Source organism: Hydrogenophaga atypica, assembly GCF_042665215.1.
Lineage (GTDB): Bacteria > Pseudomonadota > Gammaproteobacteria > Burkholderiales > Burkholderiaceae_C > Hydrogenophaga > Hydrogenophaga defluvii_A.
The window spans coordinates 65,664-81,397 of record NZ_JBHTCA010000019.1 but is presented as its reverse complement, the minus strand read 5'-3'; the positions used below and the strand labels follow the sequence as shown (position 1 = coordinate 81,397).

General features: G+C 64.4%; 12 protein-coding genes and 1 pseudogene. 8 read left to right on the top strand and 5 right to left on the bottom strand.

Annotated elements, in window-relative coordinates:
• From gudD to ACFQPB_RS18300, 5 genes and pseudogenes are all read left to right on the top strand, one after another.
• Positions 1 to 161: pseudogene (gudD, locus tag ACFQPB_RS18320) on the top strand (glucarate dehydratase); the annotation flags it as partial.
• Between the two features lie 37 nt (positions 162 to 198).
• A complete protein-coding gene (locus ACFQPB_RS18315) occupies positions 199 to 1,173 on the top strand; it encodes a TRAP transporter substrate-binding protein (protein ID WP_382199902.1) in 975 nt (324 codons plus the stop codon).
• A gap of 60 nt (positions 1,174 to 1,233) precedes the next feature.
• Positions 1,234 to 1,764 (top strand): TRAP transporter small permease, encoded by a 531-nt coding sequence (locus ACFQPB_RS18310; protein WP_382199901.1) that lies wholly within the window; start codon positions 1,234 to 1,236, stop codon positions 1,762 to 1,764.
• Complete coding sequence (locus ACFQPB_RS18305) at positions 1,761 to 3,068, top strand: TRAP transporter large permease (protein WP_382226378.1); 1,308 nt, start codon at positions 1,761 to 1,763, stop codon at positions 3,066 to 3,068. Before ACFQPB_RS18310 ends, ACFQPB_RS18305 begins: the two co-directional genes overlap by 4 nt.
• Positions 3,069 to 3,079: 11 nt before the next feature.
• Positions 3,080 to 5,500: a glycoside hydrolase family 31 protein gene (locus ACFQPB_RS18300; RefSeq protein WP_382226375.1), complete on the top strand. Its 2,421-nt coding sequence runs from the start codon at positions 3,080 to 3,082 to the stop codon at positions 5,498 to 5,500.
• Between the two features lie 9 nt (positions 5,501 to 5,509).
• On the opposite strand, the gene ACFQPB_RS18295 is transcribed toward ACFQPB_RS18300, so the two are convergent.
• Both ACFQPB_RS18295 and ACFQPB_RS18290 read right to left on the bottom strand, forming a co-directional pair.
• Positions 5,510 to 6,268 carry a sulfite exporter TauE/SafE family protein gene (locus ACFQPB_RS18295; RefSeq protein ID WP_382226372.1) on the bottom strand — a complete coding sequence of 253 codons (759 nt, stop codon included), beginning with the start codon at positions 6,266 to 6,268 and terminating at the stop codon, positions 5,510 to 5,512.
• Positions 6,269 to 6,291: 23 nt separating this feature from the next.
• Positions 6,292 to 7,218, bottom strand: a complete 927-nt coding sequence (locus ACFQPB_RS18290) for a patatin-like phospholipase family protein (RefSeq protein ID WP_382226369.1) — start codon at positions 7,216 to 7,218, stop codon at positions 6,292 to 6,294.
• Between the two features lie 62 nt (positions 7,219 to 7,280).
• On the opposite strand from ACFQPB_RS18290, the gene ACFQPB_RS18285 reads away from it, so the two are divergent.
• The gene (locus ACFQPB_RS18285; RefSeq protein ID WP_382226367.1) at positions 7,281 to 8,330 is read left to right on the top strand and encodes an extracellular solute-binding protein; all 1,050 of its coding nucleotides are present in this window, start codon (positions 7,281 to 7,283) and stop codon (positions 8,328 to 8,330) included.
• Positions 8,331 to 8,589: 259 nt separating this feature from the next.
• Here ACFQPB_RS18285 and amt read toward each other — a convergent pair whose 3' ends face one another.
• The 3 genes from amt to ACFQPB_RS18270 all read right to left on the bottom strand — a co-directional run bounded on the left by amt (position 8,590) and on the right by ACFQPB_RS18270 (position 11,233).
• Positions 8,590 to 10,125 carry an ammonium transporter gene (gene amt / locus ACFQPB_RS18280; protein ID WP_382199891.1) on the bottom strand — a complete coding sequence of 512 codons (1,536 nt, stop codon included), beginning with the start codon at positions 10,123 to 10,125 and terminating at the stop codon, positions 8,590 to 8,592.
• Between the two features lie 35 nt (positions 10,126 to 10,160).
• Positions 10,161 to 10,499 carry a P-II family nitrogen regulator gene (gene glnK / locus ACFQPB_RS18275; RefSeq protein ID WP_382199889.1) on the bottom strand — a complete coding sequence of 113 codons (339 nt, stop codon included), beginning with the start codon at positions 10,497 to 10,499 and terminating at the stop codon, positions 10,161 to 10,163.
• A gap of 62 nt (positions 10,500 to 10,561) precedes the next feature.
• Positions 10,562 to 11,233 carry a TorF family putative porin gene (locus ACFQPB_RS18270; protein ID WP_382226365.1) on the bottom strand — a complete coding sequence of 224 codons (672 nt, stop codon included), beginning with the start codon at positions 11,231 to 11,233 and terminating at the stop codon, positions 10,562 to 10,564.
• A 244-nt stretch (positions 11,234 to 11,477) separates the two neighbouring features.
• Here ACFQPB_RS18270 and ACFQPB_RS18265 point away from each other — a divergent pair, with 244 nt between their 5' ends.
• Positions 11,478 to 13,034: a YifB family Mg chelatase-like AAA ATPase gene (locus tag ACFQPB_RS18265; protein WP_382226362.1), complete on the top strand. Its 1,557-nt coding sequence runs from the start codon at positions 11,478 to 11,480 to the stop codon at positions 13,032 to 13,034.
• Between the two features lie 129 nt (positions 13,035 to 13,163).
• Entirely contained in the window at positions 13,164 to 15,659 is a 2,496-nt protein-coding gene (locus ACFQPB_RS18260) for a GspE/PulE family protein (RefSeq protein ID WP_382226359.1), read from the top strand.
• Positions 15,660 to 15,734 lie beyond the last annotated feature (75 nt).

The following is a 15,734-nucleotide window of genomic DNA, read 5'->3' as shown; positions in this document are numbered from 1 at the left end:
AGAGGCCCGGCCTGGGCATAGAGATCGACATGGCCGAGGTCGCGAAGGCCCACCAGCTCTACCAACAACATGGCCTGGGCGCGCGCGACGACGCCATGGCCATGCAGTACCTGATCCCGGGCTGGACGTTCGACCACAAACGGCCTTGCCTGGTGCGCTGAACCGATTTTTCACACGTCATCACAAGGAGGAGACCCCATGACACACACCACCCTGCGCCAACTGGCCTTGGCCGCTGCCGCTGCCCTCGTTTGCCATACTGCCAATGCTGCCGAGACATTGCGCCTGGCCCACGGCCTCAACGACACACACCCAGTACACAAGGCCATGGAGCGTTTTGCCGAACTGGCCAAACAAAAAACCAAGGGCGAGGTCGAGATCAAAATTTTCCCCAACGGTACCCTGGGTGGAGAACGTGAAACCCTGGAGCAGGTGCAGAACGGCGTGCTGGAGATGACCAAGGCCAGTGCCTCGCCGCTCGAAACCTTCGCGCCTGAGTACAAAGTCTTCAACCTGCCTTTCGTGTTCCGCGACAAAACACACTTCTTCAAAGTGTTGGACGGTCAAGTGGGTGCGAACATCCTGGCCTCCTCGCGTGCGCGTGGCTTCATCGGGCTGGCGTTCTATGACTCGGGTGCGCGCAGCTTCTACGCCAAGAAGCCCATCACCAGTCCTGACGACCTCAAGGGCATGAAAATCCGCGTGCAACAAAGCCCCACCACCATCAAGATGATTCAGGCCTTGGGCGCATCGCCCACGCCCATGCCCTGGGGGGAGGTCTACCCGGCCTTGCAGGCGGGCGTGGTGGACGGTGCGGAAAACAACGTGACGGCGCTGACCAGCGGCCGTCACGGTGAAGTCAGCAAGTTCTTCTCCGTCACGGAGCACCAGATGGTGCCGGACGTGCTGGTGATCTCCACCGCCAAGTGGGACTCGCTCAAGAAGCCGGTGCAGGACGCGCTGCGTGAAGCGGCCCAAGAGTCCTTTGTCTACCAGCGCCAGCTGTGGGCCGATGCCGAAAAAGCCGAGACCACAGCCGCAGAAAAGATGGGGGTGAAGTTCAACACCCCGTCCAAGGCCGCCTTTGTGACCAAGGTTCAACCCATGATGGACGCCGAGCGCAAGAACGCCAAGATTGCCGGACTGCTGGACCAGATCGAGGCCACCCGCTGACCTGACCACGAGACCCGCCGGTGGCCCTGCGGGTCTCTCGCCGCCACAGGAGAAAATCCCATGCTCAACACCTTGCGCACAGGCGTGGACCGACTGCTACAAGCCGCCCTCGTCTTGTGTTTCGCTGTTCTGTCATTTTGTGTGCTGTGGCAGGTCTTCACCCGCTACGTGCTCAACGACCCATCGACATTCACCGAAGAGGTGTCGCGTTTTGCTGTCATCTGGCTCAGCCTACTGGGCACTGCCTATGCCTGCGGGAAGCTTGAGCACATGGCCTATGACATGTGGGCAGCCAAGCTCAGCGGCCCTGCACTGCTGCGCCACATGCAGATGGTGGCCTTGATCGTGCTGCTGTTTGTCGTCGCCGTTTTCGTCTACGGCGGCGGTAAGCTGGTACTGCGTGCACATGAGGTCGAACAACTGTCGGCCACACTGGAGGTGCCCATGTCGTGGGTCTACGCCTGCATCCCACTGTCGGGCCTGTGCATGACTTTCTACCAGCTCGCCATCCTGATCGCCCCCGAGCGTTTCAAGGCTCCCGATGAGGTGAAGGACGCACTCGACCACGCCGAAAAGGAGATCGCCGCATGACCACAGCACTGCTTATTTTGGGCGTCGTCTTCACCGTTTTGCTGCTGATCGGCGTACCGGTCAGCTTCTGCATTGGCATCGGCACCCTGATCGCACTGTTGACGGTGACGCCCACCATTGACACGGCGCTGATCGTCTCGGCGCAGCGCATCGCCTCCAGTCTGGACAATTTCACCTTGGTCGCCATTCCATTGTTCATCCTGGCCGGCAGCCTCATGAACACCGGCGGGATCGCCCACCGACTGATTGACCTGGCCAAAGCGCTGGTGGGCTGGCTGCCTGGTTCGCTGGCCCACATCTCAGTAGTGGCCAATGCGCTGTTTGGCGCGATCTCCGGCTCCGCCGTGGCCAGCGCGGCCACCGTGGGCGCCACGCTGTCGCCATTGCAACGCAAGGCAGGCTACAACATGCCCATCTGCGCTGCAGCCAACGTGGCAGCCTCGCCCTGCGGCTTGTTGATCCCGCCTTCTGGCGCGCTCATCGTCTATTCATTGATTTCAGGCGGTACGCCCATCGATGTGTTGTTTGTGGCAGGTTATATCCCCGGCCTGATGATGGGCGGTGCCGTCATGTTGTGGCTGGCCGTGTTGGCCGCTCGGGGCGACTTGCCGCGCGACGTGCGTCGCTACGGGCTGGGGGAATCGGTGCAAATTTTTCTGCGCGCCCTGCCGGCACTGGCCATGATTTTTATCGTCATGGGTGGCATCGTCGGGGGCATTTTCACCGCCACCGAGGCCGCTGGGGTGGCCGCGTTCTACACCCTGCTGCTGAGCCTGGCCTACCGCAGCCTGAGTTTGGGCAACCTGCTCAAGGGCATGCTCAACGCCGCCGTGGGCACCGCCGTGGTGATGCTGATGGTGGGGGTGTCAATGACCATGTCGTGGCTACTGGCCAGCACCGGCTCGGTGCAGGCTCTGGGCAACGCCATCATTGAGTTGTCGTCCAACCCTTGGGTGTTGCTGTTGCTGCTCAACGTGTTGCTGTTGCTGTTGGGCACCTTCCTGGACATCACACCCGGCCTGCTGATCTTCACCCCCATTTTTCTGCCGGTGGCAGTCAAACTGGGCATCTCGCCGGTGCACTTCGGCATCATCATCACGTTCAACCTGTGCATAGGCTTGGCCACCCCACCAGTGGGCAGCACCTTGTTTGTGGCCGCACGCACCGCCAAGGTGCCGCTGGCCGCACTCACGCGGCCCCTGCTGCCCATGTTTGCTTTCCTCATCCTGGCCCTTGGGCTGGTCACTTTTATCCCCGCCTTGTCGCTCTGGCTGCCTGAACTGCTGCTGGGCAAAACCGGCTGAAATCATCCCTCATGCGGCTCGACCAACCTCCCGTCTTCTCGCTCCACGCCCACCACGGCAACCACCTCAAACTCAGCAGCCCCGAAGGCCACACAGCCCACGTCTTTGTGCTCGAAGACGACATCGTGAGGTTGATGGTGCTGCCGGGTGGTCACGTGCACATGCCACGCACCTGGGCCGTCGCGCCGGGGCTGACCGATCTCCCGCCTGAAGGCCGTGACCGTTTCGACCTCAGCGGCTTCGCGCTGCCCCGCTTTGAACTGGAACAGGCAGATGGCGAGCTGAGCGTCTGTACCCGACAGGTGCGCCTGCGTATCCGCCTGGCTGGCCTTCACTGCAGTTGGGACACCCGTTGCGACGATGGCTCATGGCAAACCGTGTTGCGTGATCGTGCCACCCAGGCCTACAACTTCGGCTGGTGGGACCAGCGTGTGTACCACTACGTGCAGCGCGAGCCAGGTGAGCGGTACTACGGCCTGGGCGAGCGTGCGGGCGAAGCCAACCGCGCAGGCCAGCGCTACCGCATGTGCAACCTCGACCCCATGGGCTACAGCGCACGCCACACGGACCCACTCTACAAGCACATTCCCTTCTATATCACCCGCAGCCAAGGCGAGGCCTGCGCCAGCCACGGCCTGTTCTACGACACACTGGCCGAATGTGTGTTCGACATGGGACGTGAGATGGACAACTACCACGGCCCCTACCGGCACTTCGTCGCCGAACACGGTGACCTGGATCTGTACTTCATTGCAGGTGCGCAGCCAGCCGATATCACGCGCCGCTACACCTGGCTGACCGGGCGGCCCGCCTTTGCGCCGCGTCATGCCCTGGGGTACTCGGGCTCCACCATGGGCTACACCGACGCGCCGGATGCGCACGCGCGCATGGACGACTTCCTGCAGCGCTGCGCCGAACACGACATCCCCTGCGACTCCTTCCACCTGTCCTCAGGCTACACCTCGATTGGGAAAAAGCGCTACGTCTTCCATTGGAACCGCGAAAAGTTTCCCGACCCCGCAGGCTTCGTGCAGCGCTGGCGCGATCACGGCGTGCGGCTGTGCGCCAACATCAAACCGGCGTTGCTGCGGGACCATCCGCGTTTTGCCGAAGCGTCCCAGGCCGGGCTGCTGGTGCAGGACCCGGACGGCCAGCCCACGGCCACACAGTTCTGGGACGACTCCGGCGCATACCTGGACTTCACCCAGCCCGCCACCATCACCTGGTGGAAGGCCTGCGTGACAGAAAGCCTGCTGGAGATGGGCGTAGCCGCCACTTGGAACGACAACAACGAGTACGAAATCTGGAGCGCCCAGGCACGCATCCATGGCTTCGGTCAGCCTCGCGCCGCACGCGAGGCGCGGCCCTTGCAAACGCTGCTGATGATGCAGGCCTCGCATTCGGCGCAGGCGGCGTTTTCGCCGGATGAGCGGCCATGGCTGGTGTCGCGCTCGGGCATGCCAGGCATGCAGCGCTATGTGCAGACTTGGTCGGGCGACAACCGCACCTCTTGGGAAACACTGCGCTACAACATACGCATGGGTCTGGGCCTGGCGATATCAGGCATCTCCCACACCGGACACGATGTCGGGGGGTTTTCCGGCCCAGCGCCCGATCCGGAGCTGTGGCTGCGATGGGTGCAGTTCGGCATATTCATGCCGCGTTTTTCTATCCACTCATGGAACGATGACGGCAGCGTCAACGAACCCTGGATGTACCCACAAACCACACCGGCATTGCGTGGGCTGATGCAGTTTCGCTGCCGCCTGATGCCCTACCTCTACCACCTGCTGTGGCGCTACCACAGCGCCTATGAGCCAATGATCCGGCCAACCTGGCACGATTTTCCAGCCGACGCGCAATGCGACGAAGAGAACGATGACATGCTGTTGGGGCCAGACCTGCTGGTAGCAGCCGTGGTGGAGCCGGGACAGCGCGAGCGCCGCGTCTGGCTGCCGGGCCAAGGCGGCTGGTACGACTGGCGCAGCGGCGCGCTCCACACCGCCGGTCAGTGGATCACTTTGGCCGCCCCACTCGATGGACCCCCGCCTTTGTTGGCACGGGAGGGCTGCGCGATTCCACTCAACACGGCACAAGCGGGCTTTCGCCGCACCGAGGACGAGCGTGGTTTCCGAGTCTTTCCGTTTCAGCACATCGGTGATTTCGAATCATTCTGCTTCGAAGACGATGGCCTTAGCAACGCTGCTCTTGCTGGGCAACACGGTCACTGGCGGGTGCGGGTCAGCAGCCAAACACAATGCCTGCGCATCGAGGTCCATCGCCTTGGCCCACTGCCCCCCACACAACACACGCTGTCCCTGTGGCTACCGCCGGACGAAAACCGCCCCGTTGAACTGGTAGGGGCATGCCTGCAGAGCGAGCAACACGACACCGACCAGTGGCGCCGTTTGGACATCCGCGTTGTCCAATGATTGAAGCAATCAGCGCAGGTAGGCGTCAAACCCGGTCTTGAGGATGAGTGCGCTGACCACCACAATGAACACGCCGCGCACAAAACCCGCGCCGTGTTTGAGCGCCAGGCGTGTGCCGAGCACGCTGCCCAGCACATTGGCCACCGCCATCACCAACGCAAAGTGCCACCACACGTGGCCCTTCCACGCAAACAACATCAGGGCCGAGGCGTTGCTGGCGGTGTTGAGCAGTTTGGCCGATGCGCTGGCGTTCAAAAAGTCGTAGCCCAGCCAGCGCACAAACAGGAAGACGAAGAAGCTGCCGGTGCCGGGGCCAAAAAAGCCGTCGTAGAAGCCGATGACCAGCCCCAGCGTGCTGGCCGCCATCGCCTCGCGGGCATCCACAAAACGCGGCGTGTGGTGGCGCCCCAGTTCTTTTTTGAGCAGGGTGTAGATCAACACCAGCACCAAAATCGCGGGCAACACCTTGCGCAGGAACTCGGGCGATATGACCGTGACTGTCCAGGCCCCGGCAAGCGAGCCGGCAAAACACACGGCCACGGCGGGCAACAAGGCGCGCCAGCGCAGGTTCACCCGGTTCGCGTACTGCCAGGTGGCCGCCGCCGTGCCCCACACCGAAGCGCCCTTGTTGGTGCCAAACAGCGTGGCCGGATGGGCCGCAGGAAAGGTGGCGAACAGCGCTGGCACCAGCACCAGGCCGCCGCCTCCCACAATCGAATCCACAAAACCAGCCAGACCCGAGGCCAGCGTCACCACAATCCATTCCATGGGAAGGATTGTCGCACCCGCTGTCACAGGGGCACGCGGCGCTCCAGCAGGGCTTTGAGGCGTGGCAAGGCGGCCGTCATGGCGGCACGCCCGGCTTCAATCGAACGCTGACGCGACGCAAAGTCGGCGCTGCCGACGCCGGCCAGCGCGGGCCGAACCACCAGATCGGCGCTGCCCAGCTCCAGCCGGTTGATGCTCTGCCCCATGATGGCAAAGGTCTGCAGCAACATGCGGAAGGTGTCGTTGGTGGGATTGCCCTCGGGCGCGCTGGAGATGTCCACCGCGATCACCAGCTCGGCCCCCATCTGACGCGCCTGGCGCACCGGCACCGGTGCCACCAAGCCACCGTCCACGTACTCGCGGCCACTGATGTCCACCGGCACGAACACCCCGGGCACGGCGCTGGAAGCGCGCACCGCCGTGCCGGTGTCGCCACGCCGGAAGACCACACCTTCGCCGCGCTGCAGTTCGGTGGCCACGACGCCCACGGGCAGCACCATCTGCTCCAGCAGCTTGCCTCCCACCTGCTGGTTCACGTAGCGCGCCAGCGCGTCGCCACGCAACATGCCACGGCTGAACAAGGGCAAGGTCCAGTCGGTGATGGCCGCCTCCTCCATTGACAAAGCGGCCCGCTCCAATTCCGCGCCGTTTTTGCCACTGGCGTACAAGACCGCCACCAGGCTGCCCGCCGAGGTGCCGGCCACCATCGCCGGGCGAATGCCGTTGCGCTCCAGCACCTGGATGACCCCAATGTGCGCAAACCCACGTGCCGCGCCGCCTCCCAGGGCCAGGCCCACGCGCAGCGGCCGCGTGGGCGCGGGTTGCGCCACGGGTGCTGGCGTGGGCTCAGGCGGCGTGGGCGGCTGCGGCGGCGTGGTGCACGCCGCCAGCACGACCAGCCCCAGCAGCATGCCCATACGCCACAGCCCATCCCGAACATGGATCTTCATTAAGAATGATTCGCGTTAGTGTTAATATGCCGCTGATTTTATCTGTCCACAGGAAAGTGACCATGCGTCTGAACGTCCGCCCCACCCTCGTGTTTGCTGCTGCGCTTGTGGCCCTGTCTGCGCCCGTGCTGGCGCAAGACAAAGTGCTCAACCTGTACTCGGCGCGTCATTACCAGACCGACGAGACGATGTACGAAGCCTTCACCAAGGCCACCGGCATCAAGATCAACCGCGTGGATGGCGATGACGCCGGCATTGTGAACCGACTCAAGGCCGAGGGCGCGTCTTCGCCGGCCGATGTGGTGCTGCTGGTGGATGCCGCCCGCATGGCCTCGGCCGACAGCCAGGGGCTGTTCCAGCCCATCCAGTCCAAAGTGCTGGACGACGCCATTCCCGCCCACCTGCGCGCTGCGCGCACGGCCGACGGCGTGACCTGGACCGGCTTCTCGACACGCGCCCGTGTGGTCGTTTACGACCCGCTGCGGGTCAAGGCCGCCGACGTGGCCACCTACGAGCAACTGGCCGACCCCAAGCTCAAGGGCCTGGTCTGCACCCGCGCCGGTTCGCACCCGTACAACCTGTCGCTGTTTGCCACCGTGGTCGAGCGCCTGGGCGACGCCCAGGGCGAAGCCTGGCTCAAGGGTTTGGTGGCCAACATGGCGCGCGACCCCAAAGGTGGCGACACCGACCAGGTCAAGGCCGTGGCCTCGGGTGAATGTGGGGTTGCGGTGACCAACTCCTACTACGTGGCGCGCCTGATCAAGTCCAGCAAACCCGAAGACCGCGCGGTGATGGAAAAAGTGCGCGTGGTCTTCCCCAACCAGGGCACCTCCGGCACCCACGTCAACATTGCAGGCGCTGCGGTGGCCAAACACGCCAAGAACCGCGCCAACGCCATCGCGTTCATGGAGTACCTGGCCAGCCCGTCGGCCCAGAACTACTTTGCCGACGGAAACAACGAGTTCCCGGTGGCCAAGGGCGTGAAGTCGGACAACCCCGCCATCAAGGCCATGGGCGGCGAGAACTTCAAAGGCGACAACGTTTCGCTCACCGTGGTGGCCAAGAACCTGCCCAAGGTGCAACAGATGCTGGATCGGGTCGGCTACAAGTAAAGACCACCCCGTTGCTTGCCCGCTTCGCGTGGCCGCATCCCCCTCAAGGGGCGACACCAGCCGTCCGGCAAAGCCGGCCCGGCGGTGTCCCCCGGCAATATCCTCCACAAAAAAACCGGCCCATGCCGGTTTTTTTGTGGGTAAAACCAAGACGACAGAAAAAGACCCGACCGCTTGCGCTGGTCGGGCCAAACATCTTTTGGAGATGATCTCTCTGACGGCTCAGTGACGGCAGGCCCTCGCGGGCCCGCCGTGTGGTTCAACGGTTGTAGGCGGTTTCGCCGTGCGAGCGGATGTCCAAACCTTCGCGCTCGTCTTCCTCGCTGACACGCAGACCAATCACCATGTCAACGATCTTGTAGGCCACGAAGGACACCACGCCCGACCACACGATGGTGATCAGCACGCCCTTGAGCTGGATCCAGACTTGCGAAGCGATGGAGTAGTCGGCAGCGGTCACCATGGTGGCAGTGACCCAGTCGGCCACGAAGCCAGGGCCACCCAGTGCGGGGCTGTTGAACACGCCCGTCAGCAAGGCACCCACAATGCCGCCCACGCCGTGAACACCGAACACGTCCAGCGTGTCGTCGGCACCCAGCATGCGCTTGAGACCAGTCACACCCCACAGGCAGGCGAAGCCAGCGATGAAGCCGATCACCAACGCGCCACCGATGCCCACGTTGCCGGCAGCTGGCGTGATGGCCACGAGGCCGGCCACGGCACCAGAGGCGGCACCCAGCATCGACGCCTTGCCCTTGTGCATGGCTTCACCCACGCACCAGGCCAGCACGGCGGCAGCGGTGGCGGCAAAGGTGTTGATGAAGGCCAGGGCAGCAAAGCCGTTGGCTTCCAGGGCGGAGCCGGCGTTGAAGCCGAACCAGCCCACCCACAGCAGCGAGGCGCCCACCATGGTCAGCGTCAGGCTGTGCGGGGCCATGGCTTCCTTGCCGTAGCCGATGCGCTTGCCCACCATGTAGGCACCCACCAGGCCGGCGACAGCGGCGTTGATGTGCACCACGGTGCCGCCGGCGAAGTCCAGCGCGCCGTGTTGCCAGATCAGGCCGGCCTTGCCGGTCATCTCGGCGGCCACTTCGGCCGAGCTGTAGGCGTCCGGGCCCATCCAGAACCACACCATGTGGGCAATCGGCAGGTAGCTGAAGGTGAACCAGATCACCATGAACAGCAGCACGGCCGAGAACTTGATGCGCTCGGCAAAGGCGCCCACGATCAGCGCGCAGGTGATGCCGGCGAACGTGGCCTGGAAGGCGGCGAAGCTGATCTCAGGAATCACAACGCCCTTGCTGAAGGTCGCCGCGTTGGCAAATGTGCCCGCCGCGTTGTCCCAGATGCCGTTCATGAACAGCCGGTCAAAACCACCGATGAAGGCGTTGCCCTCGGTGAACGCGAGGCTGTAGCCATACACAAACCACAGCACCGAGATCAGCGAGAAGGTGACCATGACCTGCATGAGCACCGACAGCATGTTCTTGCTGCGGACCAGGCCGCCGTAGAACAAGGCCAGGCCAGGCACTGTCATCAGGATGACGAGCAAGGTGGCGACCATCATCCAGGCGGTGTCACCCTTGTTGGGGACGGGCGCCGGAGCCGCTTCGGCGGCAGCGGGTGCCGCAGCGGCAGGCGCAGCGGCCGGTGCGGCGTCAGCGGCTGGCGCCGCCGGGGCGGCCGCAGCAGCAGGCGCCTCGGTGGCGGCAGGCGCAGCGGTCTGGGCCATGGCGGTGAACCCGCCGAAGGTCAGACTCAGGCCCAGGAACAGGCCAGTGATCAGTTTTTTCATGGGATGACTCTTTCTTCTGCGATGGGTTGCCGCTGTCAGAGCGCTTCTTTGCCGGTCTCGCCGGTGCGGATGCGCACGACCTGGTCCAGGCTGTAGACAAAAATCTTGCCGTCGCCAATCTTGCCGGTACGCGCCGCACCTTCGATGGCTTCGATGACGCGATCGACCAGTTCGTCGGCAACCGCCGCTTCGATCTTGACCTTGGGCAGGAAGTCGACAACGTACTCGGCGCCGCGGTACAGCTCGGTGTGCCCTTTTTGGCGGCCAAAGCCTTTGACTTCGGTGACGGTGATGCCCTGCACGCCGATGCCCGAAAGTGCTTCGCGCACTTCGTCCAGCTTGAAGGGTTTGATGATGGCGGTGACCAGTTTCATGGGGTTCCTCTCGATCGCGTTTCGGTCCGGCCCACCCCCGGCGGCGGTGGGCCGGCGGGTTATCACATGGCCTTGGCGAAGGTCACGACCAGGCGGTTCTTGTTGATGTCGCCGTAGACGTCTTTCTTGTTGGCACCCACCAAAGCGCCCTTGACCGAGTAGCCGTCGCCCAGGTCGTAGCCCAGGCCAACGCTGTAGTCGGTGTAGTCGGTGTAGTCGGTGCCGTTCTTGAAATCGGTGAAGCCGACACCCACGCTGGCGGTCAGGCCTTTGGCCACTTCCATCGAGTAGCTCAGGCTCAGGTAGCCGGCCTTGCTGCCACCGAAGTACATGTCGGACACGGTGCGGTAGTACTTGGCACCAAAGCCGGCAAAGCTCACGCCCGCATAGATTTCATTGGTGTTGGCCATGCCAGCGCCGGGGTACATGTAACGCAGGAAACCGACGTCGTAACCCACACCAGCCACTTCGCCCTTGTAGCCACCGTAGATGTCGGTCTCCAGGCTGTTGCCCGGCAGCCAGTTGACGTTGGAGTTCCAGATACCCACATAGGCACCGCTGCTGTGCGCGTAGTCAAAACCGCCTTGCAGGGCGGGCTTGTTGGCGGTCTGGTCCTGGCCACGGAACTTGTAGCTGCTGTTGATCGACACGTTGGCCGACAGCTGGGCAGAAGCCAGCATGGGCGCAGCAGCCAGCGCAACGATGGCCAAAGACTTGAATGCAGAAATTTTCATGGAGGACTCCGGTGGTTGATGGAAGACGGGGCCTCTTAAGCAGGGACTGTGCCAAGCAATGTCAATTCGGTGCCCAAGCCCATGCCACAGGCCTGTCCGCAGGGTAGGATGCGCCCACATCTGCGCCAAAATGCGCCCGCCCCAGCGCTTTCGCGCGTGGCGGCCAGCGTTTTCGCACCAACAACGTGCATTTCAGGGTCGGTACGCGCCGCCAGGGCAATGCACCAAATCAGGGAGTGGCGCCATGGGCTTGTCTTTGGTGCACAGCCGGGCCTTGGTGGGCCTGGACGCACGGCCGGTGCGTGTGGAGGTTCACCTGGCCAATGGCCTGCCCAGCTTCACGCTGGTGGGTTTGGCCGAAACCGAGGTGAAGGAGGCGCGCGAGCGTGTGCGCTCTGCCCTGCTCAACGCCGGGCTGGACTTCCCCTCCAACAAGAAGATCACCGTCAACCTCGCACCCGCCGACCTGCCCAAGGACTCGGGCCGATTTGACCTGCCGATCGCGCTGGGCCTGCTGGCCGCCAGCGGCCAGATCCAAACCGAGCGTCTGAACGGCTGGGAGTTTGCGGGTGAGTTGTCGCTGGGCGGCGAACTGCGGCCGGTCCGGGGCGCGCTGGCCATGGGCCTGGCCACCGGGGACCCACTTGGTGCCAGCCCCAGCCGCTTGGTGCTCCCGCCCGGCAGCGCCGAAGAGGCGGCCATGGTGCCCAGCGCACAGGTCTACCGCGCACACCACCTGCTGGACGTGGTGCGCCAATTTCTGCCCGACGCTTCGCTGGAGTCCATCGCCAGCGGCCCGGACGACGGCGCGGGTTGGTGCCGTGTGCGCAACGAGGCACCCACAGAGGGTCACCGCAGTGGCCGGCCCGACTTCGCGGATGTCAAGGGGCAGCCCCAAGCACGGCGGGCGCTGGAGATCGCTGCGGCAGGTGGACACAGCCTGCTGCTGGTGGGCCCACCGGGCAGTGGCAAGTCCATGCTGGCCCAGCGTTTCGCCGATCTGTTGCCCCCCATGACCGAGGCAGAAGCGCTGGAGGCCGCCGCAGTCGCGTCGCTGGCAGGGCGTTTCCAGCGTGAGGCCTGGGGACAGCGCCCCGTGGCCGCCCCCCACCACACCGCCAGCGCCGTGGCGCTGGTGGGAGGCGGATCGCCACCACGCCCCGGCGAAATCTCCCTGGCGCACCAGGGTGTGCTGTTTCTCGATGAATTGCCCGAGTTCCCCCGCGCGGCCCTGGAAGCGCTGCGCGAACCCCTGGAAACCGGCCGGGTGCGCATCTCCAGGGCGGCACATCAGACGGAGTTTCCTGCACGCTTCGTGCTCGTGGCAGCCATGAACCCGTGCCCGTGTGGCTACCTCGGCCATCGCCAACGCGCCTGCCGCTGCACGCCCGACCAGATTCACCGCTACCAGGGTCGCGTCAGCGGGCCACTGCTCGACCGCATCGACATGCACATCGAAGTGCCCGCCTTGCCCCCTGACGCCTTGCTGGCCCCCCAACAGGGGGAGACCACCGCCGAGGTGGGCACCCGGGTTCAGGCCGCTCGGGCGCTGGCACTGGCCAGACAGGGGCGCCCCAACCAGGCCCTGGACGGGGAGGCATTGGACACCCACGCCCAAGCCACACCCGAAGGCATGGCGCTGTTGCAGAAAATCGCCACCCGCCTGGCGTGGTCGGGGCGCAGCACCCACCGCACGCTGCGCGTTGCCCGCACCATCGCCGATCTGGCCGGCAGCCCACAGGTGGAGCCTGCACACATGGCCGAGGCGGCCCAGTACCGGCGGGCGTTGCGCAACCCGTAAATATGTGAGCACTTGTGACAATCACACCCTGGGTGCTGCCGATTCGCGCTTACCATAAGCGCCACCCGCCTGCCCACAGGGCTGTTCTGCTGTAGGGATGGCGACCTCACCCCATTGCACGCCATGTCCATGAGCCCGTCCGCAGCGCAAGAACCTACCCGCACCTCCACCGCACCGGCGGCATTTTTCTGGCCCACTCCACCTTATGCGAGCTACCGCGACGACACCGGTGCGGTGTCGGGCTGGCCTTGTGCGGTTGAAGGGGCCAACGGACAGACCCGCAATTGCCTGCTGATGACGGTGATCCCGGCCAACCGCGCGGCCTTGATCCAGGTGCCGCCCGCGCAAGTGAACATGCCACTGCGGTTTGCCATGTTCCGGCGCATCGTCTTGAAAACACCGCTGGCACCCAGCGGCCCAGCGGTGGACGCCGACGGTTTTGCCCAAAGCGAATTGCTGGACTACCGCCAGCGCCTGCACTACCGCGTGCACCTGGCGGATGGCAGCTCGGTCGAGGGCGAAACCGTGGGCCACGTGGAAAACGCCACCGGCCTGTTTCTGTTCCACCCGCTGGACGACCGCGACACGGTGGAACGGGTTTTTTACCCCCGCGAGGCCTACCGGGAGGTGCAACTGGGCGAGTCCATTGGCCAGGTGCTGGTGGACAGCCAAGCGGTGACCAAGGAACAGGTGGAGCGTGCAGCCGCCGAACAGGAGAACCTGCGCAACCGCAAGCTGGGTGACTACCTGGTGATCAAGGAAATCGTCCAGCCCGAACAGCTGCTGCAGGCGCTGGACCAGCAGTCCAAGATGCCCATGGTGCGCATCGGCGAAGCCTTGACCGCGCTGGGACTGATTTCGGACGACCAACTCAAGGACGCGCTCGACAAGCAGAAAACCGAACGCACCGTGCCCCTGGGGGAACTGCTGGTCAAAAGCGGGCTGCTGTCGCGTCAGGACCTGCAAACCGCGCTGGCGCGCAAGATGGGCTTCCCGCTGGTGGACGTGGCGGGCTTTCCCATCGAGGCCGATGCGCTGCGCAAGGTGCCGTTTGCCATGGCCAAGCGGCTCAAGGTGCTGCCGCTGCTGTGCCGCGACGGGGTGCTCATCGTCGCCGCCGAAGACCCATCCAAACGGGCGACCATTGAAGAGTTGGAGTTCACCACCCAGAACAAAGTGGTGGCGGCGCTGGCGGGCATTTCGCAGCTGGCGCAGGCCTTGCCTGCGGCCTACGGCAAGTTTGGGCTGGATGCGTCGAAAGTGCTGTCCATGCCCGGGCGCAACGACGAACAGGAGCCGGCCACGGCCGACAAGCTGCTGGAGTCGCTGGAACAACAATCCGGTTTCGCCGAACTGGACAACGAGCCGCTGATCGAACAGTCGGACAACTCGCTGGTGCGCCTGATCAACACCATGATCATCGACGCCTGCAACCAACGCGCGTCCGACATCCACGTCGAAACCTACCCGACCAAACGCAAGGTGCGCATCCGCTTCCGCAAGGACGGGCATCTGGCCCCCTACATGGAGCTGCCCCACACCTACCGCGCGGCCCTGGTGGCGCGCATCAAAATCATGTGCGACCTCGACATCTCCGAGCGCCGCAAACCGCAGGACGGCAAGATCGAGTTCGCCAAGTTCTCCAGCCAGTACCCGGTGGAACTGCGTGTGGCCACCGTGCCCACCCAGGGCGGGGCCGAAGACGTCGTGATGCGCATCCTGGCCTCGGCCAAACCCCTGCCCATGCCCGACCTGGGCCTGAGCGCGCCCAACCTGGCACAGCTCAAGGACGCCGTGGAGCGACCCTACGGCATGGTGTTGTGTGTCGGCCCCACGGGTTCGGGCAAAACCACCACGCTGCACGCGGTGTTGCAGCACCTCAACACCCCGCGCCGCAAGATCTGGACGGCGGAAGACCCCATCGAAATCACCAACCCCGACTTGCGGCAGGTGCAGGTCAATCCCAAGATCGACTGGACGTTTGCGAAGGCCCTGCGCTCTTTCCTGCGCGCCGACCCCGACATCATCATGGTGGGCGAAATCCGCGACCAGGAAACCGCCCAGGTGGCCATCGAAGCCTCGCTGACCGGCCACTTGGTGCTCAGCACGCTGCACACCAACAGCGCGCCTGAAACCATCCTGCGCCTGCTCGACATGGGCATGGACCCGTTCAACTTCTCCGACTCACTGCTGGCGGTGGTGGCGCAACGCCTGGTGCGTCAGTTCTGCAACGAATGCCGCAAAACCGAGGTGGCCAGTACCGAACAGGTGGACGAGTTGGTGCGCGACTACCTGCGCGCCTTCCCCGACGACCTGCGCCCCACCGCCGAGGCCGTGAAAGCCGAGTGGCTGGCACAACATGGTCGCAACGGGCAACTGCAGCATTTCCACGCGCCCGGCTGCAGCCACTGTGACAACACCGGCTTCAAAGGCCGAATGGGGGTGCATGAGCTGATGGTCAACGGCCCCGAATTGCGCCGACTGATCCAATCCCATGAACGGCCGGAAGTGCTGCAGTTTGAAGCCATGCGCCACAGCCACTTCCGCACGCTGCGCCAGGACGGCATCGAAAAGGTGCTGGCCGGGTTCACCAGCATCGACGAAGTGCGCGCCAACTGCAATTGACCCCCTCCGGGCGTGCACGAGCGAAACGCAAGCGCGGACACAACCGGGGATGCCGTCGGTCCGGCTCCGCCGGCC